Genomic DNA, 25,287 nt, shown 5'->3' with positions numbered 1-25,287 from the left:
GGATTTGATCTAGATGCGGACAGTCGTCGACGGCTCGGGACTCGACCGATGCGGCTGCACAACACTGTTCACCCCGCACAGGCGGCCCGGCGAGCACCCGAGCAGCATATGAAGGCGTCTCGGTGACTGCGGCGTCGGGTCGGCTCGTCGCGAACCTAGCGGCACGCGAGTCCGGCACAGGTGGTCAGTTCGGCAAGGCGACGGTCGAGTTCGGTGATGGTGGTGGCGTGCTCGGCTCGGCCGGTCGGCGTCTTGATCAGGTTGGTCAGTTGGTAGGGATCCGCGGTGAGGTCATACAGCTCGTATTCGCGCTCGCCGAGCGGGCGTTCACGTTCGTACCAGCGCACATACAGATACCGTTCGGTGCGCACCGCGATCCAGGACGGCATGTCGAAGGCATATATCGCCGGTGTCTCGGTGCCCGGAATCTGTTCCTGGACAATGCCGTTGCGGCCGTTGCTGCCCGGGCCGCCGTATTCGGCGGCGAAGTCGGTGCGCCAGCCGCCGGTGTCACCGTGCAGCACCGGTGCGAGCGAACGACCGTCCATCCGGTCGGGGATGGCGATATCGGCCCAGTCGAGGATGGTGGGTGCGAGGTCGATCGACAGGCCCATCGCATCGGTGGAGCCGTGGCTGATACCGGGACCGGCGACAGCGAGGGGTACCCGCATGGATTCCTCGTAGGGCGCCATCTTCTGGGTGAGGCGGTGGGCACCGAGGCTGTAACCGTTGTCGGAGGTGAAGATCAGATAAGTGTTATCGAGTTGACCGGTGCGGTCGAGAGTATCGACGATCGCGGCGACCATCTCGTCCAACGATTTCAGTGCGCCGAGCCGGTTGGTGTAGTCGATATCGTTGGTCGCCGCGATCGTCGCCGCGCGGGCGTCCGCGGTGTCGATAAGCCAACTGGGCTTATCGGAAACGTCGGGCTCCTGGAAGTTCGCCGACCGTGGCGCTGCGGTCGGCGTGGTCTCGGCCAGATGCCGTGGCGCGGGCGGGATCGGGAAGTGCGGGGCGGTGGACGCGGCGTACCAGAAGAACGGCTGCTCGGTAGTGGCGGCGTCGGTGATGAACCGCACGGACTTGTCGCTGATGACGTCGGTTTCGTAATCCTTCGGCGCCACACCGTATTTCACGTGAGTGCCATTCTCGTTGAGAGTGTAGTTGTAACCGGCGTACAGGAAGTTGTCGATGCCCGCGTTCCAGTCGTCCCAGCCGGGCGGAATGTGGTCGGGGTCGTGTTCGAGGCCGTTGAGATATTTACCCGCCATCCCGGTGCGATAGCCGGCGTCGTGCAGATATGTCGCGATGGTGTGGGATTCGTTGCCGTTGGCACGGAAGGCTTCGAAGCCGCCGACTTCGCCACCGTTGGTGAGAACGCCGGTGTTGTGCCCGTATTCTCCGGTCAAGATCGACGACCGGGCCGCGCAGCAGATCGGCATCGGCGCGAAACCGTTGGTGAAATCCACACCGCGGTCACGGATCAGCGCGGCGGTGCGCGGCATCGCCTGCCACACCGGCGTGGTCATCGCGTCGAGGTCATCGGCGAGGATCATCACGATATTGGGGCGGCGAGCATCAACGCGATCGGGGGTCGCCGACGCGACGGACAGGCACGTCGCAACCGACAGCACCAGCACGGCGGCCATGGCCGACCAACGCGACGAATCACGCCAATCCATCGAGGACTCCCTACCTGGAATATCGAAACCGGTACACGGCACATATCGACGCGCTGCATGGTATCGGCAGTATTTCGGCCGCCCTCATCTGCCTGGCGCGACGCCGCTGCGATGTCCTCTACGCCATGCTCAAAACCGAACGGCCCTACCGAGATCCCAGACCAGCCACGGCCTGAGCCTTGGCACGACCAGCCGACCGTGAACAACGCTTCGCAATATCGCGACCCGCCCCCATGAACAACACACCACCGATCACGAACCACGGATTCCACAACATCAGACTCCACCGAGTCTGATGCGGCCCGACCTCGCGACGGACACCTCCGGCATCCGCCGCCAGCGCGACCTCGACCAGGACACCGCGAGCCAGCAACAGCAGCCCAGCAAGCCCGATCATCCACGCCATAACCCAGCGCCACCGGCGCGGCATATTCATGGCTGCCGCCACACCGACGAACACAGCGCCAGCCAGAAGCGCAACAGCCACGCCCCACAATCCGGCAGCAACGAACATCGGCGGACGACGAGCCGCCAAATCCGAGCCCGCTGAGGACGCCAGCCCCACAGACCCACCCAAGGCCCAGAACAAGTGCACCGCTGCGAACACGCAGCTCCATATGACCGCAGCCACCACGGCCCAGCCCCTACAAGCAAACCTCATCCCACGCAGCATACGTCCCGACTTCCCCAATCCCATTGGCGGAGAACATAGGGACACCCCCCGACACCGAACGCTGGAGCCGCGTTGGCGAGCCACCGGCACAACCGACCGCAGCGGGCTCGGCGCGGCGTTCGGTGATGGCAATCAACGCTTTTCTGATAGCTCTTGTTCGTATGTTGCACAACATCTTTCACATTCCGCCCTCGCGCTCACGGGTCCACGTCGCGCATCCAGCACCAGAATGGCGGCCATCGACGTGTCCGTTCGCCAGCCGGGGAGCGAACCGCACATTTGCCGCGGTTCGCGTTCCGGTGTCCTGGTCCCGCCGCGGGCACCGGTTCCCAGGCAGCGATCATCGCCGACCGAACACTTCATCTCTTCAAGCGGTCGCTGATAATGTCGGCCGCGCGCAGCGACAACGCCATGATCGTGAGCTGTGGGTTCACGCCGAGTGACGTAGGCACCGCGGAACCGTCGACGACGTAGAGTCCGCTGTAGCCGAATACCCGATTCTCTTGGTCGAGGACCGCGCGTCGCGGATCTGTTCCCATCTGCGCGGTACCCAACGGGTGGAAGCCCGCCATCGTGATCCGGGACGGCGCGATCCGATACTTGGCCAGATCCCGCGCTGCGGCGACACTGGTGACGGTGGGGATGCCCTCGATGCGGTGCGCGACTTCGGTAGCACCGCCGTGCAGGAACATCTCGCTGACCGTGGCGATTCCTTCCTGGACCAGGGCCTGGGTTCGGCGAGTCACCGAGTAGCGGATGAGCGGTCGGCCGCCCGGTCCGCGGTACACGCGTCCGACTCCCTCGTCGCGGACCATCAGGCCGAAGTGTTCGACGCGGTCCCAGGAATCCATCCACCGGCTCAACTCCGAGCCGACGAACGGCAGCGCCGCCGCCCCGAGGCTGGGCGGGCTATTGACCCCTTCGTAGCTGATGCGCGGGTCGCCGTGGCCGAAGACGTGGTAGCCCTGCGGGATCGACTGCCAGGGGCGTTTATCGTCGACGCCGTCCATCAAACCGAGCACGCTTACCGCGGGATGGATGGAAAGGTTGGTCCCGAGCGCAGGTAGGTCGATGTTGTTTTCTTGCAGCAGCAGGGGTGTCCGCAGAGTTCCGGCGGCTATCACCACCGCCCGCGCCCGCACCTCGAGCGTACGTGGACTTCCATCGGGCGTATGCCCGTGTGCCAGCACGCCGATCGCGCGGTTTCCATGCATCAGGATGCGGGTCAGCGACATCTCGGTAACCAGTGCCGCTCCGGCGGTCATGGCGCGCGGGATCCAGCTGACGTTGGTGCTGCGTTTGGCATCAGTGGGGCAGCCGAATACGCAGGTGCCCTGACCGTCACAGGCGGGAGCATTGCGCGGCAGCGGTCCGTGGTGCGCGCCGATCGCTTCGGCTCCCGTAGCCATGACTGTCGAGACGCGGCCGAGCATGGACTGCTCGGCGTCGGCCACATCCAGTTCGACCTCGACTGCGTCGAGGTACTTGCCGAATGCCTCTGGCGTGAAATCGCTGCCGAGTCCCTTCTCATGCCGCCACTGCGCCAGGACAGCATCGGGGGTACGGAAGCAAGTGCCCGAATTGATGGCGGTGGTGCCGCCGACGAGTCGTGCGGTCGGGACGGTGACGACTGCGTTGCCGAGGGCGAATGTGGCTCCCGCGTCATGCCAGTACCGGTATCGGCGGTCGTCCGGGTGGGCTCGGAAGTCGTGGCGGGACGTCAGCGGCCCTTCCTCGACTATGACGACACCGAGACCGGACTCGGCCAGTCGCGCCGCCAAAGGTGCGCCACCGGCGCCCGACCCGACGACCACCACATCGCACTCGATCGAATCGGTGACGGCCAAGTCGGTCGGTGCCATGACATTGGCCTGCCATTTCGGCTCCGGGAGCACGACCGGCGAGGGTGTCGGCGTCGGGAAGCCGATGGCGGACAGGTAGTCCGCACGACCGAAATGCGCCGAACGCACCAGGGTGGCGATGGCGGCCAGCGCACGGGCAGCGCCCGAACTCGGTTTGCGTACGGTGGCTTGCACCAGCTCACGGCGAGTTCCGAGGTCCAGGCTGCGAAAGGGTCTGCCTGCTCGTAGTCGGATGCGGACATCCCATGCGGTGAGCGCAGCGCGCAGACCGCTCGAGATGTGGACGGGCATGTGCGAGAGCTGTTCCTGCAGCCGATCGATGGTTCGCTCGTCGGCGGCCGGCACGCGATCGGTGGGTACGACGACCGCTTCGGCGACCGCGAGCAGCTGTCTACGACGGACGGCGCTGAGCGGACTCGCGCCGGAGGAGGGGGTGTTTGCCGGCCGCAACGCTGTCCACGGCTTCCACGACAGCATGAACTCGACGACGGAGTTCATGAAGAACTGCATGTCACCGGTCGCGACCGACTGGTCGTCCTGGTAGAGGTGAGCGTGCATCGTCGTCTGGCTGGCCAGGTAGCCGCGCCCCCAGGTGATGTTCTTCTGGCCTTCCAGCCGCCACCTGCCGCCGTGTACGTCGACGAAACGCATCCGGTATCGGATGAGCCGTTTGGTCAGCGGCAGCACGATCACCTCGCCGGTGACCGCCGCACCATCGGTCCACGGCAGAGCCCGGATCGTTCCGGTCAGTCGAGTCCTGCCGTCGGTCAAGAACCTGGTAAAACTGCCGGCCTCGAGCCGCAGGTCGACCGCCACATGATGATGGGAGCCTTGCGAGTCGCGAAGCTCACCGCTCATCGTCTCGAAGAATGACACTGGCATGGTGGTGGTCCTAGTCGAAGGGGACAGTGGCGTCGGGAAGCAGCGATCGGGGGTCGTCCACGAGGAATTCCAGCGCTCCGCCGTGGTCGCTGCGCAGGACGAAGCCGTCGCCCGTGTGGGGTTGAATCCGCAGTTCCACCTGGGCGAGCTTGCTGTTGAGGCAGTAGCGGGTGGGGGCGGCGGGGTTCTGGTAGGGCAGGATCACGAACTGCTCGGGGCGCGCCGTCATCGACAGCGTCGCCGTCCCGGCGGCACCACGCATTCGAAGCCACCAGCGCGGGAAGGACGCGTCCACGCGTTGACGATGCAGGTCGAACAGCCGGTCGAAGCGGTAGATCTCATCACCACGCCGGACTGTCATCACGGAGAAGTACGGACTCATACGGTTGCCGATGGCCACGCGCGCGCTCGCCGCTTCGACATAGGCAAAGGGTTGCTGGTCGGATCGCTCGGAGAACACAGCTTGGCCCCAGACGTACTGCCGACTATGTGCGGGACCCCAGTTGTGCCCCTGCATGCCGGACCACCCGTCCAGTGCCCACACCTCACGGCCGATGGTGACGGTGCCGGAGCAATGCACAACCGGAAAGGGAGACACGACCTTGTTGGCGGGGAACCGCGATCGGCGCACGTTCGCCGCAGTGCCGATCAGGACCAAGGGGTCGGCAAGTTCGTCTGCACCGCGGGAGAAGGCGATGTCCCAACGGATGTCCTGACCGTCGCGGTCGAGGTGTCCACGCAACGCACCGCCCTCGCCGGAGACGGTGAAGGACGTTTCGCCGATGGTGATCATGTGGTCTCCATCGGCGGAGATCACTTTCGCGGCACCGTAGTCGATGCTCCGCCATACCGCGGTGGCGCTGTCACCGTCGAACACCGAGACCCACGCCTGGGCGAGGTTGCGACCCGAAGTCGAGGTCAGGAAGGTGGCTTTGATCCAGATCGCGCGTGGCGTGCTGGGGCAGTTGGCGCGAAAGAACCACGACTCGACCCGATCGGTACCGGGCTCCGTGACGGGGTCGTTCAAGTCGAAAGTTGTGTGCATGCGGGATTCCTAGTTCTTGGAGAAGCGGGCGAGCATCCGCGCGGCGGCCGATCCGATCCGAGGTGTCTTCGTCAGACCGGACAGCGTCGTGCGGGCGTCGGCCAGGGGCAACAGTGCCTCGAAGAAGGATTCGAGTTCGGGTCCGTAGGGATACCACCACGGGCGTTTGGGCCCGAAGGCTCCCACCGCCGGATATTCCACGGTGTGCAGCCAACTCGCGTCGATCAGCGCCTCGGGGCCGTGCGCGCGTCCGAATCCCGACTCGCCTACACCGCCCCAGGGAATCTCGGGCGCGGAGTAGAGGATGGCCGCGACGTCGTTGATCGACACCACACCGGCTTTGAGCCGTTCGGCGACGCGGCGAGCGGCGGTGACATCGCCGCTGAAAACGGAGGCGGTGAGTCCGAAACGGGTGTCGTTGTGCAGCGCGACCGCTTCGTCGAGAGTCGTAAAAGTTGTCGCGACAACCACTGGACCGAACGTTTCCTCCCGCCATACCGCCGTCGCGCACAAGTCCTCGCTCGTTGGCAGATCTCCCCCGGTGACCAATGCCGGACTCACCACCGATGAGGCGGGGTCTGGCGGCGGGAGGACGCGCAGACCGGAAGCCGTGGCTTGGCTGAGGTGCGCGCGCCAGGTGTTCTGTTGGCGAGCATTGATCGGCGGCGCGAGATCGGCTTCGGTGTCGATCATGGCCAGCTTCGCTTCTATTCTGGTCAGCAGCTGGTCGGCGATCGGCTCGGCCACGATCAAACGCTCGATCGAACAACAGGCTTGTCCACCATTGAAGGTGGCGCCCCAGGCGATCGCCGATGCCGTGAACTCCACATCGGCGTCCTCGCACACGATCGCCGCATCGACGCCCCCGAGTTCGAGCGTGACCGGGATCGGAAACTGCGCGGCTGCCGTCATCACCGCACGACCGGTCGCGACGGACCCAGTGAACAGCACCTTGTCCGGCCGTGACGACAACAGCTCTGCGGCGACCTGCCCGTCGCCCGTGACGACCTGACACACCCCGGGGGGCAAGCCCACCGCGTTGATGATGTCACCGACCAGCTGCCCCGTCCCGGGGGTGAGCTCCGAAGGTTTCAGTACCACGGCGTTGCCGGCCAGCAGCGCGGGTAGGACCTGGCTGAACGGAATGATGAACGGCAGGTTCCATGGCGCGATGGCCAGCACCACTCCATGCGGGCGATATGTCGCGACCGCCGAGCGCAGCGGAGAGGTCTTCTGTCGGATCCGCCGCGCAGCCAGGACCTCTTCGGCGTGCTCGAGATAGTACCGGGCGACCGCGACGGCAGAGGCGACCTCGTGCCCGAGCGCTTCGGCTCGCGGCTTGCCGTTCTCTCGACCGATCACCTCGGTGATTCGGTCGGCATGACGAATGATCGCCCGCGGCAGCTGAGCCAACGCGGTGACTCGCTCACCGACCGACATCGCTCCCCACGCGTCCTGCGCGGTACGGGCAACTGCGATGGCGTTCGGCGCGCGTGAATTCATGACGGTCGATCCTTCTCTTTTCCCGCCGGGGTTCGGCCGATGCCGGGCAACCCGATACTCAGCGACATGGACAGGTGGTCAAGTGGTCAGACCAATATAGACCGCCCCTTCGTCCAGGATCAATCCCCATTCCGAAATCCAGCGATCCTGCTCGGACCGCTAGGCTTACCGGCCCGGCCGGCGCTATCGGCCGCCACCTCCTGGGCGATGCCCACGCGCGGTCTGCGTCGGGCCGGCCACACTCCACCCGGCTCCCGAATCCGTCATCGACCAACTCTGGGCGTTCGTCCGAGGCCGGTCGGGCGCACCGAAAACAGGACGGTAGACACGGATTCGAGACCGCCGGGGATCAGACCGCCGCGGTTCATATTCCGGTGAGCACCGCCGGACGATGTTCGGTCAGTGCGGTGATCCCCGCACGAGCGTGCAGCCGCGCCAGCGCGATATCGCGTAGCTGCTGCCGCGTCGGCCGAGTCAGGACAGACAGCAGCGCGAGCCTCGGCGGGAGTGGCCTGCACTGCCAGCGGCGCCTTCGCCGTCGCTGGTTCGTCGCGTCACAACCACTCGTGCAGGATCTCCGCGACACGCCGGAGCGCCGCATCGGTGGTCATCCGCCAGTGTGTCGTGGCAATCGGGTGGTTGTGTACGGAACCCGCCACTGGGGCCATCCAGGTTGCGGCACCGACAGAACCCGTCGGATCGTCGTGGGCCGCGGTGAAGTAGACGAGGTCCCCGTCGAAGGACCGCGCACGATATGCCGCGCTGAGAGCCGCCGAACCGATGGCTGCGCTCACGACCCGTTCGATCCGTGCGGCCCCGAAGGATGCGAACGGCTCGGGAAGCGTGCTCAACCGCTGTGCCAACTGGGTCAATTCCACGGTTTCGTCCAGGCCGAATTCCGCGGCCCGATCGCCGAGCAATCCACCGAGCAGTTCCGGCGCCGTCACCTCGATCCCCGCGAGGCTGGATTCAGCGGCGGTGTCGAGCAGTCGACTGTCCATCATGCCCAGCAGCGCCACCTGCGCGCCCTCGTCCTGGAGTTGGACGGCCATGGCATGCGCGAGCACACCGCCGAGTGACCAGCCGAGCAGGTGGTAGGGACCCGCCGGTTGCACCGCACGAACGTGTTTGACGTAGAGCCGCGCCCAATCCTCGATCGAATCCGGTAGTGGGGCCGCCGAACCCAGAGCCGGTGACTGCAGTCCGTAGATGGGCCGATCCGCATCGAGGTGGGCTGCCAGCCCGGCGAACGACCACGCGATGCCCCCGATCGGATGGATGCAGAACAGCGGCTCGGCGGTGCCAGCGGTCCGCAGCGGCAGCAGCACATCGAATGCCGCGTCGGCACCGGCACCCTCCGCGCCGCGCGCCCGCAACTCCGCGACGATGCCCGCCGGGGTGGGGGCGGTGAACGCCCACATCACCGGAACCGTTTGGGCCACCGCCTCACTCAACCGAGCCGTCAGCTTGGTCGCGATGAGCGAATTTCCGCCGAGTTCGAAGAAGTTGTCATCCAATCCGATGCGATCGAGACACAGTACATCCGCGAAAATCTCGCAGACCAATGTCTGCAGCGGTGTCGTCGGTGCGCGGTAGGCGCGGGTCCCGAGCTCCGGTTCGGGCAGCGCCGCGCGGTCGAGTTTGCCGACCTGGGTCAACGGGACGTCGTCGAGGACCACGATCGCTGCGGGCACCATATGCGACGGCAAGGTCCGTGCGGCCCACTGGATCAGCCGATCCGGATCGATCACCCGGTCCGCGGCGGCCACCACGTACGACACCAGAACCGTTGCCCCAGCGGAATTCTCCCTGCCAACCGTAACGGCGAAATCCACTTCCGCATGGGCGGCCAGTACCGCGTCGATCTCGCCGAGTTCGATTCGGAAGCCACGAATCTTCACCTGGAAATCGGTACGGCCACGATGGTCGAGCCCGCCGTCGGCATTCCATGCCACCAGATCACCGGTGCGATACATCCGCGCACCCGGCTGAAACGGGTTGGCTACGAAACGATCCGCCGTCAGGTCAGCGCGACCGAAATAGCCCCGCGCCAACTGCACTCCGGCCAAGTACAACTCACCCGCGACGCCGACCGGAACCGGCCGCAACCGCGAATCCAGTACGTATACCCGACTGTTCCACGCCGGCCTGCCGATCGGTACGGCCGGCTCATCGAACCGGCCCACCTGATGGCTGGTGATCGACACCGCCGCCTCGGTCGGGCCGTACAGGTTGTACAGCACCGTCCGCGACACTGCCGCCTCGAACCGGCGCGCCAGCGCGGCAGGCAGGGTCTCGCCGATGGCCAGCACCCGGCGCAACGAATCCGGCAGCCGACCCGTCAGCAATGCGTCCAGCATCGACGGCACCGCGTGCAGCGTGGTCACGCCCTCGTGTGCCATCAGTTCGTTGAGGTACACCGGGTCGCGGTGGCCGTCCGGCGCAGAGATCACCAGCCGGCCGCCGCAGACCGCGGCCGACCAGAATTCCCACACCGACAAATCGAACGTCGCCGCCGTCTTCAACAAGACCGCGTCATCGACAGTCAATCCGAATTGCGCTGTCTTCCAGACCAACTGATTGACAATCGCACCGTGTGAGACCGCGACGCCCTTCGGGCGGCCCGTGGAACCCGACGTGAAGATCACATAGGCCGCGTGCTCGGCGCGCAGCGGCGCAATCCGCTCTGCGTCGGTGATCGGGGCCGCGTCCACCGCGGACAGGTCCAGTCGATCCAGCAGCACCACCGGCGCAGCGGAAGTCCCGAAACCCGCATCGGCATTCGTCAGCACACAAACCGGTGCCGTCGTCCCCAGAATGTAGTCGATGCGCTGCGCGGGTTGATCCGGATCGACCGGCACGTACACACCACCGGCCTTGCTCACCGCATACATCGCGACGACCAGATCCACCGAACGCCGAATAGCCAACGCCACCCGCGACTCCGGGCCGACACCCAATGAAATCAAGTACCGCGCAACCCTGTTCACGCGTCCATCCAGCTCACCGTAGGTGATCCGAGTACCATCGGCCGCGACCAGCGCCGTGGACTCCGGTGTGGCGGCGACGGTCTCGTCCAGCAACGACACCAGTGTGGCGGCCGTATCGACCTGGTGCGCGGTATCGTTCCACGCCGTGCGGATCCGTGCACTTTCTTCGGTCGCGAGCAGCTCGATCGCACCGACCGGTACCCGCGGATCCGCGATCACGGCATCCAGCACCCGCACGAACCGGTCCACGAAACTCTGCACCGTCGACTCGTCGAACAGGTCCGTGGCGTAGGTGAAGAAGCCGCCGATACCCGTCGGCGCACCGTCCTCGTCGTAGCTGTCGGCCATGATCACATGCAGATCGAACTGCGACAGCTGTCGATCCGTTGCCAACCCCGCGACGGTCAAGCCCGGCAACTCCATCCTGGCCGGGGCCAGATTCTGGAACGACAGCCCCACCTGGAACAGCGGATGTCGCGCCGTCGAGCGCACCGGATTCAGCACTTCGACCAACCGCTCGAACGGCACATCGGCATGGGCGAACGCTTGGACGTCGATATCACGTTGCCGCGCAAGCAACTCCGTGAAATCCGCACCCGCATCCACCCGGGTACGGAACACCAGGGTGTTGACGAACATACCGATCAGATCATCGAGTACCGCCTCGCCCCGACCCGCTATCGGTGTACCGATCGCAATATCGTCGCTACCCGACAATCGGGCCAGCAACACTGCCAATGCGGTATGCACAACCATGAACAGCGTCGCGCCCTCGGCCCGCGCCAGCCCCGCCAGCGCGGCATGCGCATGCGCATCAATGCGCAGCTCCACCCGGCCGCCTGCGAAGGACTGCACCGCGGGCCGCGGCCGATCTCTCGGCAACTCCAGCTGATCCGGCAGGTCGGCAAGGGCCCGCCGCCAGTAGGCGATCTGCTCGGCCGCCATCGACCCCGGCTGGTCCTCACTGCCGAGCACAGCACGCTGCCACACCGTGTAATCCGCGTACTGCACGGCCAACGGCGGCCGATCCGGGGCCTGCCCCAGCGCACGAGCCGCATATGCCGACGCCAGATCACGCGTAAGCGGGCCGCCGGAGTAGCCATCACCCGAGATGTGATTCACGACCATAGCCAGGACGAAGTCGCCGTCCGCGATCCGGAACAGTACGGCGCGGACGGGCACCTCGGCGGTCACGTCGAAAGGCGTCGAAACCAGTTCCAGCACAGCCGATTCCGCCTCGGCGGCACCGACGGTCCGGACCTCCAGCCGCGGCACGTCGCAGTGTCCGGGCGGCAGGATGACCTGCACCGGATCTGCTGCACCCGAGTCACCCACCCCCGGCTGCGGATACACGGTTCGCAGGATCTCATGTCGCACAACGACATCGGTGAAGGCCTGCCCCAGCGCAGCGATATCCAGATCGCCCGTCAAGCGGATCGCGACAGGTATGTTGTAGGCGGCCGACTCGGTATCGAACCTGTTGAGAAACCACATCCGCTGCTGTGCGGGCGATAGCGGAATTCGTTCCGGCCGTCGGCCTGCCACCAGGGCGCGGCGACTCCCGGTACCGGTGAGCTTCGACACCTCCCGCGCACAACCTGTGACGGTGGGCGCGGCGAACAGCACACGCACCGGAACCCTGGCATCCACCGCCGCGCCGAGGCGAGCTGTCACCCGCGTGGCGAGCAGCGAATTGCCGCCGAGCTCGAAGAAATTGTCGTCGGCGCCGATCCGCTCGATGCCGAGCACCTCGGCGAAGACACCGGCCACGGCGCGTTCGGCCACCGTCGACGGTTCGCGGTAGGTACGCGCCGCGAACTGCGGTTCGGGGAGGGCATTCCGGTCGAGCTTGCCGACCGCGGTCAACGGAATCTCGTCGAGCACCACGACCGACGCGGGAACCATATGTGATGGCAGGCTCCGCGCTGCCCACCGCGCCAGTTGATCCGGATCCAGCGACCGGCCCATCACATAGGACACCAGAATTGTGGCCCCGCTGAGGTTTTCGCGTCCCAGTGTCACCACGTAGTCCACATCGGGGTGCGCGGTGAGCACCGCGTCGATCTCCCCGAGCTCGATGCGGAAGCCCCGGATCTTGACCTGGAAGTCCGTGCGGCCGAGGTACTCCAACTCCCAGCCGGTAGCTGTGGCCTCCGGTACCTCGACCCATCGGACCAGATCGCCGGTCCGGTACATCCGCTCGCCCGGCGCACCCCACGGATTCGCGACGAAACGTTCCGACGTCGAGCCCGGACGGCCGTGATAGCCGCGGGCGAGCGCCGGGCCCGCCAGATACAGCTCACCGGTGACACCCGCGGGCACCGGGTGCAACCGCTCATCGAGCACCGCCGCCCACCCGCCGGGTACCGGACGGCCGATCGTAACCCGTTGTCCCGCAAGCAGAGTCGTATAGGTGGCGCCGATCGTCGCCTCGGTCGGACCGTATCCGTTGATGAAGCGGCGACCCGGCTGCCACCTGGCCAGCAGCTCCGGTGTGGTGGCCTCACCACCTGCGGACACCACCTCCAAGTTGTCCAGGCCGGTGGGATCGACAGTGCCGAGCAGCGCCGGGGTAATGATCGTATGCGTCACCCGTTCGCCGCGCAGCAGGTCGTGCAGTTCGGTACCGCCGACGATATCCGGTGCGGCGACTACCAGGGTGGCGCCGCTGTAGAAGGCGCTGGACCACTCCTCGACCGATTGGTCGAAACTCGGCGAACACACATGCAACATCCGATGTTGCGGCTCGAGTTCGAGCATGTCGACGGTGTGGCCGATGAGTGCACCGAGCCCGGCGTGGGTGACGGTGACACCCTTGGGTAATCCCGTCGACCCCGACGTGTAGATCACATAGGCCGGATGCGATATGCGCAGCGGCGCACGACGGTCCGCGTCGGTCACCGCTGCGTCCGAGTGAGCGGCGCAGCGAGCGAGCACCGCGGGATCATCGAACACCAGCCAATCCACCACGTCGGGTAGACCGGCCTGCTGAGCGACCGTAATGCCCACCACCGCACCGGAATCGGCCACCATGTGCCGCACCCGGTCCACCGGATAGGTCGGATCGACCGGCAGATATGCGCCACCTGCCTTGGCCACCGCCCATACCGCGGCGATCATCTCGTACGAACGTCGCATCGCCAGCGCCACCACCGTCTCCGGCGCGACACCTCGATCGATCAGTACGCGCGCCAGACGCGACGACAGCTCGTCGAGCTCACCGTAGGTGTACGCCCGCCCCGCATCGCGCACCGCGACTCGATCACGTCCGAAATCGAGTCCCCTGGCCAGCAGATCCGGCAGCAGCCCGACGGTAACCGGGGCGTCGCCGCCCATCCGGGTCAGCCACTTGTATTCGTCGTCGGCCAACAGCGGCAGATCGCCAACCCGCGCCGTGGGCTGGTCCGCGATCGTCGTCAGCACCCGAACGAACCGCTGGACGAACATCTCCGCCGTACCGTCATCGAAAAGATCACGCACGAAAGACATCTCGCCGCGCATCTGGGCCGAGGCGCCGTCGGCGGCCGAGATGGCCAGTGCCAGATCGCCGACCGCATCCGGCGGACTCTCGAACGACAGCGCCACCTGGAACAACGGATGCCGCCCCGGCGACCGCCGCGCTCCCAGCAGATCGACCAACTCGTCGAACGGAATGCCGGCGTGCGCGAACCCTCGCATTTCATCTTGGAATGCGTCGGGTAGGAGGTCGACGAAGCGCGCGCACCGATCCACGCGGGTACGCAGCACCAGCTCGGCTCGGTGACTGCCCGGCATCGGTGTCCCGATCGCGATGTCATCGGCGCCTGATAGTCGCGCGAGCACTACCGCCAATGCCGTGCGCACCACTGCGGTCCATGTCACGCCCGCCGTGTGCGCAAGCCGTCGTAGACCCAGGTGCACCTCGTTCGGCACCGAGAACTCCACCCGCCCACGGACATCGGACCGCACCGCGATGCGCGGCCGCTGCGTTGGCAGCTCCAGCCGATCGGGCAGGCCAGCCAATGCGGTGCGCCAGTACCGGGACCTGGTGATCGGATCGTCCGATTCGGCGTCGAACAGCAGCGCGATATCGGCCGCAGCACGGTCCGGTGTCGCGAGCAGATCGCCGAGCACGCGGCGAAGCCGGTCGGCTACCGCCTGCGCTGTCGCGTCGGCGACGATATCGCGCCGGTACTTCACCTGCACCAGCGTGCGGGTATTCAGGAAGACGACAACGGTGATCGGATAGTGCGTGAAATCGGCCCCGCGCATCTCCTCGATCCGCAACCCGTCGATGGCGCCGCTGGCCTGCTGTAGCCCCTCGGCGTCGACCGGGTAGGACTCGAAGACAAGCATCGTGTCGAACAGTTCACCATGGTGCACGGCAGCCGACGGAGCTTGCGTGAACGACGGTGTGGGTGAGGACAACCCGGCGATGCGCTGGATCGCGGCCAGTCCGAGGTGGTGATGATCCAGCAGCGACGCCTGCTCGGCCTGCAACCCATCCACCAGGGCCCGCACCGTCGTGTCCGGATCGAACCGGATCCGCACCGGGATGGCATCCACGAACAGGCCGATCATGTCGCCGATACCGTCGAGTTGCGGCGGTCGGCCGGAGACCGTCGCGCCGAATACGACATCGTCGCGTCCGGTGCTACCGGCGATGACAAGACCCCACGCCGCCTGTATCACGGTATTGGCGGTGACCTCGGCCGTAGCCGCGTACGCGGTGAGCGCCGAGGTCTGTGCGGTCGACAGATCGAATTCACAGAGGCCGAACCCGTCGCCAGCTGCCGCGGGCCACGCCAGTTCAGGGCCAAGCATGGTCGCGGTGGCGCCGGTCAACATGTCCGACCAGGCGCGTTCCGCGGCCTCCCGGTCTTGTTGCGCGAGCCACCGCAGGTAGTCGCGGTAGGGCCGGACCGGTGCGAGCAGTGACGTGTCGCCGCCGGTCGCGTACAGGACCAGGAGCTCCTTCATCAACAACGGCATCGACCAGCCGTCGAGCAGGATGTGATGTCCGGTCAACACGAGGTGGCTGTGCTTACCCACCCCACCGGCTGCGCCGTCTGCCGTCCCCAAGTGCTTACCCACCCCACCGGCGCCACCGTCTGCCGCCCCCAAGTGCTTACCCACCCCGCCGGCTCCGCCGTCTGCCGCCCCCAAGTGCTTACCCACCCCACCGGCTCCGCCGTCTGCCGTCCCCGAGTGCCCGGAGTCGGTGGTGTACACAGTGAATCGCAGCAGCGGCGCCACCGCCGGATCGAATCCGCGTCGCCGCTCGGCAACCAGCAGTTCCGGCAGCTCGGCATCGGACACGCCGTCGACAATCTGCCACGGCACCTCGACCTCGTCCACCACCAGCTGCACCGGCGTTCCGTCGACCGTGGGTACGAAGGCCGACCGCAGGTTCGCATGCCGGTCCAGAATGGTCTGCGCGGCTCGGCGCAACCGCCCCATATCCAGCTCGCCCGTCAGCCGCGCCGCCAGCTGGATGATGTAGGCGTCGATCGAACCGTCCAGTAACTCGATGAGCACTCGCAGCGAACCCTGCAGCGGTGACAGCGGCAGCACATCCGACAGTCCAGGATGGTTCCGCCGCCACTGGTCCAACTCGACCTGCGAGACCCGCACCAGGGGCACATCCGACGGAGTCAGACCGCCGGCAGCCGGATCCGTCGAGTGGTCGGCAATCGCGGTGAGCGCGGCCAGCCAGTCCTCGGCCAGCTCCCGCACTGCCGCCTCGTCGAGAATCGCGGCGGCAAAGGCGAACGACGCCACCATCCGCGGGCCGTCCGCGGTATCGCTGACGATCGTGTTGATGTCGATCACCGCGGACAGTGGCAGGTCCGGATTCGGCTCTGCGGCAACGGCTCCCAGTTCTGCAGTCGGCAACCAGCCCGCATCCGACAGGCCGTCGGCCACCGCACCGGCGGAGACACGGCCCAGGTAGTTGAAGCTGATCTGCCCGAGATCACCGGCCAGCGCGTCGGCGGTATCGGAATTCAGATGCCGCAGTAGTCCGAAACCGATCCCTCGATCCGGCACGGAAAGCAGTTGCTCCTTGACCGATTTCAGCACCGCGGCGGTCGCCTCGCCACCGGCGAGGGCGGCCTCGGTGTCGATACCGGACAGGTCGATGGCCACCGGACTGATGCTGGTGAACCAACCGACCGTGCGGGTCAGGTCAGCGCCGGGCACCGCGTCTTCCTCGCGACCGTGCCCCTCGAGCCGCAGCCGAGTGACCGGAGCGTCGATACCGCGCCGCGCCCGCCAAGTACGCACCGCCAGCGCGAGCGCCGCGAGCAAACTGTCGTTGGCACAGCCCTGGTACAGCGCGGGAACCTTGGTGAGAACCGCATCGGCGACCTCGACCGGCACCCGGATATCGAACACGCCTCTGGTCTGGAAGGTATCGGCCACCGGGTCCACGGCACGCGCGCCGAGCAGCGGATCCGGCGCGGCCAACACCCGCTGCCAATAACCGACCTCCTCGACACGGTCTCCCGTGGCGGCCACTTCCACCAAGGCGTGCGCCCAGCGCCGGAACGAGGTGCCGACGGTGGGCAGCGCCACCGGCTGCCCGGCGGTGCGCTGCGCCCACGCCAGCACCAGATCCGGGATCAGGATGCGCCACGACACACCGTCGACCGCGTAGTGATGGACCGCGACGGCGAGAGCATCGCGCGCATCGGGTCTGCGCAGCCACGTGAACGTGATCATCCGGCCCACAGCCGGATCCAACATGGCCAACGCGGAATCCATGGCAGCGTTGGCAATTCGGTTCAGCTCGGCCCGGTCGACACCAGCGGGTACCTCGACCTCGGCCACCAGCGCGTCGACCTCGACGTCACTACGCGCCAACACCTCGAACCGCCACGACCCGTCCACCTGCCGCACCCGCGAGCGCAGCACATCGTGATGATCGAGCACCGCGCCGACAGTGGCCACCACACCTGCTCGATCGATCCCCTCCGGCAAGCCGAGCACCATGCTCTGGGCGAACCGACCGAACGAACCGTTGGCGAGGAACCATGCCAGCACCGGGGTCAGCGGAACCGCGCCGACACCACCGCCGGGCAACTCCGCCAAAACCACCGCGGCCGACTCGTCACCAACCACGGCAACACGGGCCAACCCCGCGACTGTCTTGTGCTCGAACACATCCCGCGCGGTGAATACGATCCCCGCCGCCTTGGCCCGCGACACCAACTGGATCGACATGATGCTGTCACCACCGACCGAGAAGAACGAATCGTCCACCCCGACCCGCTCCACACCCAGCACCTGGGCGAAGAGTTCGGCAAGCCGCGACTCCACCGCGCCGACCGGAGCACGCGACACCGTCGTCGTGAACACCGGCTCCGGCAATGCTTTACGGTCCAGCTTTCCATTCGAAGTCAACGGAACCCGGTCCAGCACCACAATCGCCGCGGGCACCATATGCGACGGCAGCATCCCCGCCGCATACTCCCGCAGCCCGACCGGATCCACGACCCGCCCCGGCGCGGCCAGCACATACGACACCAAAGCCGTTGCACCGCCAGGCATTTCACGCCCCAGGGTGACCACGACATCGATGTCGACATGCCGGCCGAGCACCGCATCGATCTCGCCGAGCTCGATACGGAAGCCGCGGACCTTCACCTGGAAATCAGAGCGGCCGACATAGTCGAGCTGCCAATCCGCCAACGGATGGGCCACATTCCCCGACCGATCCTCGGGCGCCGCGTACCAGCGGACGAGGTCGCCGGTGCGATACATCCGCGAACCCGGCCCACCCCAGGGATTGGCGACAAACCGATCCGCGGACAACCCGGCACGGTTCCAGTAGCCACGAGCCAACGCGGCGCCGGTCAGATAGAGCTCCCCCGCAACCCCGGGCGGTACCGGATTCAACCGCGAATCCAGCACGAACGCCGAGCTACCCAGAATCGGCCTGCCGATCGTGATGTGCTGTCCCGCAACCAGTTCCACATTCGACGACATGACCGTCGCCTCGGTCGGACCGTAGGCGTTGAACAACCGGCGGCCCGGCTGCCACCTGGCCAACAGCTCCGGGGTCAGGACATCCCCGCCCACGAAGAGCACTTCCAGCTGGTCAACACCGGCCGGGTCGACCGTGCCGAGCACTGCGGGAGTGATGATCGTGTGCGTCACCCCCTCGGTCCGCAGCAACTCGCCGAGTTCCGCTCCGCCCAGGACCGTCGACGGCACGATCACCAACGTCGCCCCGACCGAGAACGCGCACATCCATTCCATCACCGACGGATCGAAACTCGGTGAACAGATATGCAGGTACCGATGGTGCGGCTGGAGGCGGTATTGACCGACCGAATGTTCGACCAAACCGCTCAATCCGCCATGGGTTACCGCGACACCCTTGGGCAAGCCCGTCGAGCCCGAGGTGTAGATCACGTAGGCCGGATGCTGCGTCCGCAACGGCACATTCCGCTCGCCATCGGTCACCGCGTCGGCGGACTTCTCAGCGCACAACACCGCGGTCGCCGGTGCATCCAGCACCAGCCAATCCACCTCATCGGGCAATCCGTCGACACAGTCGGACTCGGTAATGCCCAGGGTCGCACCAGAGTCGGTCAACATGTGCCGCACCCGATCCGAGGGATGAGCCGGGTCGACCGGCAGGTGCGCGCCGCCGGCCTTGGCGATCGCGACTGCTGCCAGCACCATCTCGTAGGAACGGGGCAGCGACACCGCGACCGGCAGTTCGGGACCGACACCCCGATCGATCAAGACTCTCGCCAACCGCGAGGACTGTTCGTCGAGTTCGCCATAACTGACCGACCGACCCTGGTATCGCACCGCAACCCGGTCCCGCCCCAGCGCGACTCCACAGGTCAGCAGATCGGGCAGCAACCGGGGCGCCCGCACATCATCGTCGTGGACCCGGGTGAGCAGGGCCAGTTCGTCGTCGCCGAGCAATGGCAGGTCACCGACCGGGTCCCCAGGTCGGTGCACCGCGGCCGCCAGCAACCGCAGGAATCGCTCGGCGAAGACCTCCGCGGTGCGACGGTCGAACAGATCGGGCGTGAAGGAGAGGTTCGCGGCGACGCCCGCGCCGTCTCGGTTCTCCCGAATGTGCAGGGACAGATCGAACGCCCCGCGGCCGACCGGAGTCCGATCACCGGCGGACAGCATCACCTGGACCAGCGGGTGACGCGCATCCGACCGGACCGGATCCAGCAATGCCACCAACCCGTCGAAGGGCAGGTCTGCTCGCGCGAATGCCTGTGGGGCAATATCTTTCGCCTTCGCAAGCAGATCGTCGAAGGAGATTTCACCCGGCACCCTCGTACGCAGTACCACCGTGTTGACCGGTCCACTTGTTTCGGCGGGGGTGCCGATCGCGATGTCATCGGTACCCGACAGTCGCGCAAGCAGTACCGCGAAGGTCGCGTGTACGACGGTGAACACCGTCGTCTCACGTGTCCGCGCGACCTGGCGTAGCCGATGCTGCAAATCCGCACCGATCTCGAACTCGACGCAGGAGTCCGCACGGGAGGACACCGCAGGCCGTGGGCGATCCGTGGGCAGGTTCAGCTCATCCGGCAGCCCCGCGAGCGCGGCGCGCCAGTAGCGCGTCTGCGAAATCGAGTCGCCGCGATCATCGAAGATCCGATTGATTTCCGCCGGCGTGCGCTCCGGCGTCGCGACGAATTCACCGATCAGCACCCGCAACCGCTCGGCGAGGGCCTGCGCGGTTGCGGTGCTGATCATGTCGCGCCGGTACTGCACCCGTAGCTGTAGTCGGGTGCCCAACTCGACCTGGACGGCCACCGGATAGTGGGTGAAGTTCCCACCTTGGAGATCGACGACTTCCAGCCCATCGATAGTCCCGTGGGCCTGCCGCAAACCATCGGTGTCGACGGGATACGACTCGAAGGCCACGAGAGAATCGAATAATTCACCCGTACCAGCGGCGCGCTGAATATCGGCCAACCCGATGTGATGACAGTCGAGCAGCGAAACCTGTTCGGACTGAAGCCGAATCAGCAGTTGCCGCACTGGCGCATCGGCGTCGACTCGAACCCGAACCGGGACCGTGTTCGCGAACAGGCCGACCATTTCGTCGACCCCGTCGACCTGCGGCGGCCGCCCGGAAACCACCGCGCCGAACACAACATCATCGGCTCCGGAACAGTCCGCGAGCACCAGAGCCCATGCTGCCTGGACCACGGTATTGACAGTTACCTCGGTCGCGGCGGCGAACGCCAGCAGGGCCGCCGTCTGCGCAGGTGGCAGGTCGGCGGCGCAGACCTCGTGGCCATCGGCCGGCGGCACGGGCGGCGGCATGGTCGCGGCCAGCAGAGTCGGCGTCAGGCCGGCCAGCGATTGGCGCCATCTCTTTATGGTGGCGTCCCGGTCGTACCGCGCCAGCCAGGCGAGATAGTCCCGATACGCCCGGACCGGCGGCAGCGGCGTCGAATCACCGTCGGCCGCATAGGAAACCAGTAGTTCCTTCATCAGCAACGGCATCGACCAGCCGTCCAACAGAAGGTGATGTGCCGTCAACACCAGATGTACGCGTCCGGAGTCCGTGCGATACACCGTGAATCGCAGCAGCGGCGCCACCGTCGGATCGAATCCGAGGCGCGCCTCGGTGGCCAGTAACGACGCCGGATCGGCGTCCGGTGTGTCGACGATCCGCCACGGGACCGCCAGACCCTCGGCGACGATCTGGACCGGGGTGCCCGTCGCCGAAGTTCCGAACGCGGCCCGCAGGATCATATGCCGGTCCAGCACCGTTTGCGCCGCCCGCCGCAGGCGATCCAGATCGATCACGCCGGACAACTCCACCGCCAACTGCAGCAGATAGGGATCCGCCGAATCATCCGAAAGCTGTGTCAGGAAAAGCAATCCGAGCTGCAGGGGCGACAGCGGCAGGACATCGACCAGACCAGGGTGCTCCCGCTGCCAGATATCGAGCTCCCCCTGGGTGACCCGCACGAGCGGGACATCCGCGGGCGTCAGGCCACCGGCCGCCGGATCGTGCACATGTCCGGCAAGCATGGTCAGTGCGGCCACCCAGTACTCGGCCAACTCCCGCACGGAGGCCTCGTCGAGGATCTCGGACGCATATGCGAACGAGGCATTCATCTGGGCGCCTGCGTCGGTATCGGTCACGACCGCGTTGATATCCACCACCGCGGCCGCGGGCATCGCCCGATCTTGGTCGGCCTCCGGGGTGCCCCAGTCGGCGGTCGGCAGCCAACTCCGATCCGTCAGCCCTTCCGGCACGTCGCTCGCGGAAATCCGACCGAGATAGTTGAAACCGATCTGGCCCAGCGCACCGCCGAGCTCATTCGCGGTTTCGGTGTCGAGATAACGCAGCATGCCGAAACCGATGCCTTTATCCGGCACCGCGACCAACTGCTCCTTCACCGCTTTGAGCATCGCCGCGGTCACGTCACCGTTGTTCCACACAGCATCGGCGTCGATGCCGGACAGATCGAGCACCACCGGATACATGCTGGTGAACCAGCCGACAGTGCGGTTCAGGTCGGCACCGGCAACGGCGGTTTCTTCACGACCATGCCCCTCGAGCCGTACTCGCGTCGCCGCGGCATCGACACCTCTTTTTGCCCGCCACGAGCGCACCGCCAGCGCCAATGCCGCGAGCAGACCGTCGTTGGTCCCACCTCGATACAGCAGCGGCAACTCGGTCAACACCGCATGGGTGACCTCGGCCGGCACCGCGACGGTGAAACGCCGCACCGTTGCCGCGGTGTCGACGCCCGGGTCGAGCGCCCGCGCCCCCAGCAGCGGATCAGCGACGGCCAGCACCTGCCGCCAGTACGACAGCTCGCTGGTACGGTCCGCGGCGGTCGCCGCCTCGACCAGACCGTGCGCCCACCGCCGGAACGACGTGCCGACGCCGGGCAGAGCGATCCGGTGCCCACCATCGCGTTGCGTCCACGCGGTCACCAAGTCCGAGATCAGAATCCGCCACGACACGCCATCGATCACGTAGTGATGCGCGACGAAGATCAGCGCATCCGGGCCGTCCGGTCGAGACAGCCAGGTGCATGCGATCATCCGGGCCGACGCCGGGTCGAGCGTGTCCAGAGCGGAATCCATTGCCGCACTGGCAGTTCCGCACAACTCATCGATGTTCAGACCCGCGGGTAGGTCGATACGAGTGAGCAGCGCGTCCACGTCCACCGCACCCGGCGGGAGAGTTCGCAGCTGCCATCGCCCGTCCGCGGACCACACCCGTGCGCGCAGCATGTCGTGGTGGTCCAGTACCGCGGCAAGTGTGGCCACCACACCGGCTCGGTCGATGTGCTCGGGTAGGGCGAGCACCATGTGCTGGGTGAACCGGCCGAACGACCTCCCGCCGGCCAGATAGGCGGCCAGCACCGGTGTCAGCGGAATCTCCCCGACACCGCCGCCGGGAAACTCCGCGAGCCTCGGCACGGGCTCGGCACCGACCACCGCGACTCGCGCCAACCCGGCCACGGTGCGCTGCTCGAACACATTCTGAGGGGTGAACACGATCCCTGCCGCACGGGCCCGCGACACCAGCTGGATCGACAAAATGCTGTCTCCACCGGCAGCGAAGAACGAATCCTCCGCCCCGACCCGCACACCGAGCACCTGGGCATACAACTCGGCGAGTCGAGATTCCACGGCGCCCACCGGGGCACGCGAGACCGCTGCCTCGAACACCGGCTCGGGCAACGCCGGCCGATCGAGCTTTCCATTGGAGGTCAAGGGGATCGCGTCGAGCACAACGATCGCGGACGGCACCATATGGCCGGGCAATGAGGTTCCCGCGAAGCGCAGAAGTTCTCCGATATCGATGGAAATGCCGTTCCGCGGCAGCACATAGGAGACCAGTACGGTCGACCCCGAGGGCGCGACCTTACCGAGAGTCGCGGCGTATTCGATATCGGAGTGATCGGTCAGTGCGGCGTCGATCTCACCGAGCTCGATACGGAAGCCGCGGATCTTCACCTGGAAATCCGAGCGGCCGAGATACTCGATTGCGCCATCGGTGATGCGGCGCCGCACCAGATCGCCGGTGCGATACATCCGCACACCAGGGGTACCGGCTTCCCCACCGAACGGATTGGCCACGAATCGCTCCGCCGTGAGCGCCGCCCGCCCCAGGTAGCCCTGCGCCAGCGCGGGACCGGAAAGGTAGAGTTCGCCGATCACTTCGGCGGGTACCGGCCGCAACCGCGAATCCAGCACCACCGCACCGACACCCGCGAGGGCGGTGCCGATGGTGATCGGCTGTCGAGGCACCAACTCGGCGCTACCCGTGGCGAGAATGGTGACCTCGGTGGGCCCATAGGCATTGTAGAAAGACCGTCCGACCGCCCACCGCTCCACAAGCCCTGGACCGAACGCATCACCCGCGACGACCACGACCCGCAAGGCGTCGAGTCCGACGGGATCAACCGACTCCAGCGCCGCGGGTGTGATCAGCATGTGCGTGACCCGCTCACGACGTAACAGGTCGGCGAGTTCGGCACCGCCGAACACCCTCGGCGGGGACACCACGAGCGTCGCACCGGAACTGAAGGCCAGCAGCAGCTCGAGCACCGATACGTCGAAGCTCGGCGAACAAACGTGCAGCACCCGGGAATCGCCGGCGACCGCATAACGCTCCCGCTGAGCGTTGACCAGCATTGCAAGACCTGCGTGGGTCACCACGACGCCCTTCGGGCGACCGGTGGAGCCGGAGGTGTAGATGACATAGGCCGGATGCTGTTCGGTGGGTGTGCGCTCCCGATCGACGTAGGAGATCGGATGTGCGGGCCGTGCCGCGATCCGCTCCCGGTGCAGCGGATCATCGATGTCGAGCCAGTAGATCCCGGTGCCGAGCCGCGAGCGATGCATCGAGTTGGTGAGCCCGAGCACCGCGCGAGAGTCGGCGACGATGTATGCGCTGCGCTCCGGCGGAAGGGTGGGATCGACCGGCACGTAGGCCGCACCGGTCTTGGCAATAGCCCAGACGGCCAGGACCGATTCGATCGAGCGGGTGAAGCCGACGGCAACGATGTCGCCGGGGCCCACGCCCCGATCGATCAGTTCCCGTGCCAGTCGCGATGACGACTCGTCCAGCTCCGTGTAGGTGAGTTCGCGCTGATCAGCCGGTTCGCCGGTCGGGTTGTAGCTGATCGCAATCGAGTCCGCCGCGGATTCGACCGCGGCGACCAGCAACTGCATGAAGAGCGGGCTACTCGATTTGCGGCGAATTCGACCCCGAACAGTGCGACGAACCCTATCCATTCGAGTACTACAGTCCTCTCGCCTCGAGCCCGCAGGTTGTGCCGAAACCCACGAACCCGGCTGGATCCCGGCACACCCTTGGCGGACCAGTGTCGAACAAAGCGAGAAGGAATCGATTTTGGAGCATTTGTGCCCTATCAAAGCACAGGCAGCGGCGTCATGATGTCACAACCGCTTCCGTCCCCGGGCCAGAGCACTTGCCGGTTGCCGAATCATAGCTATCCTTGCCGCGCGGCCCGGAGGCCCGCCTGGAACCGAGTTATCGGCAACCAAATCGCCACAGTCCGGGTGAAACTCACCGCCAGAGGCCGGGCGACCGAACAGCAGACCATATGCGCAGCGACGAACCCGGTGAGGTGAGCGTCGACGACATCGCTTCGGCCCACCGAGGCGATTCGATCAGTGCGTG

The 25,287-nt window shown here is 66.4% G+C and carries 6 protein-coding genes; all 6 read right to left on the bottom strand.

What is annotated here, in order from left to right; genetic code table 11:
* Positions 1 to 155: 155 nt before the first annotated feature.
* The 6 genes from ACQP1G_RS22410 to ACQP1G_RS22385 all read right to left on the bottom strand — a co-directional run bounded on the left by ACQP1G_RS22410 (position 156) and on the right by ACQP1G_RS22385 (position 24,815).
* On the bottom strand, positions 156 to 1,682 hold the full coding sequence (locus ACQP1G_RS22410; RefSeq protein WP_433207659.1) for a sulfatase-like hydrolase/transferase: 1,527 nt from the start codon (positions 1,680 to 1,682) through the stop codon (positions 156 to 158).
* Positions 1,683 to 1,827: 145 nt separating this feature from the next.
* Entirely contained in the window at positions 1,828 to 2,343 is a 516-nt protein-coding gene (locus tag ACQP1G_RS22405; RefSeq protein ID WP_433207656.1) for a DUF3995 domain-containing protein, read from the bottom strand.
* A gap of 371 nt (positions 2,344 to 2,714) precedes the next feature.
* A complete protein-coding gene (locus tag ACQP1G_RS22400) occupies positions 2,715 to 5,099 on the bottom strand; it encodes a GMC family oxidoreductase N-terminal domain-containing protein (RefSeq protein ID WP_433207653.1) in 2,385 nt (794 codons plus the stop codon).
* Between the two features lie 10 nt (positions 5,100 to 5,109).
* Positions 5,110 to 6,144: a hypothetical protein gene (locus ACQP1G_RS22395; protein WP_433207650.1), complete on the bottom strand. Its 1,035-nt coding sequence runs from the start codon at positions 6,142 to 6,144 to the stop codon at positions 5,110 to 5,112.
* A 9-nt stretch (positions 6,145 to 6,153) separates the two neighbouring features.
* Positions 6,154 to 7,647, bottom strand: a complete 1,494-nt coding sequence (locus tag ACQP1G_RS22390) for an aldehyde dehydrogenase family protein (protein ID WP_433207647.1) — start codon at positions 7,645 to 7,647, stop codon at positions 6,154 to 6,156.
* 554 nt (positions 7,648 to 8,201) lie between these two features.
* Entirely contained in the window at positions 8,202 to 24,815 is a 16,614-nt protein-coding gene (locus ACQP1G_RS22385) for an amino acid adenylation domain-containing protein (RefSeq protein ID WP_433207644.1), read from the bottom strand.
* Between the last annotated feature and the right edge of the window lie 472 nt (positions 24,816 to 25,287).

Source organism: Nocardia sp. CA-107356, assembly GCF_050946365.1.
Taxonomy (GTDB): domain Bacteria; phylum Actinomycetota; class Actinomycetes; order Mycobacteriales; family Mycobacteriaceae; genus Nocardia.
This window is presented reverse-complemented; position numbering and strand designations above follow the sequence as displayed.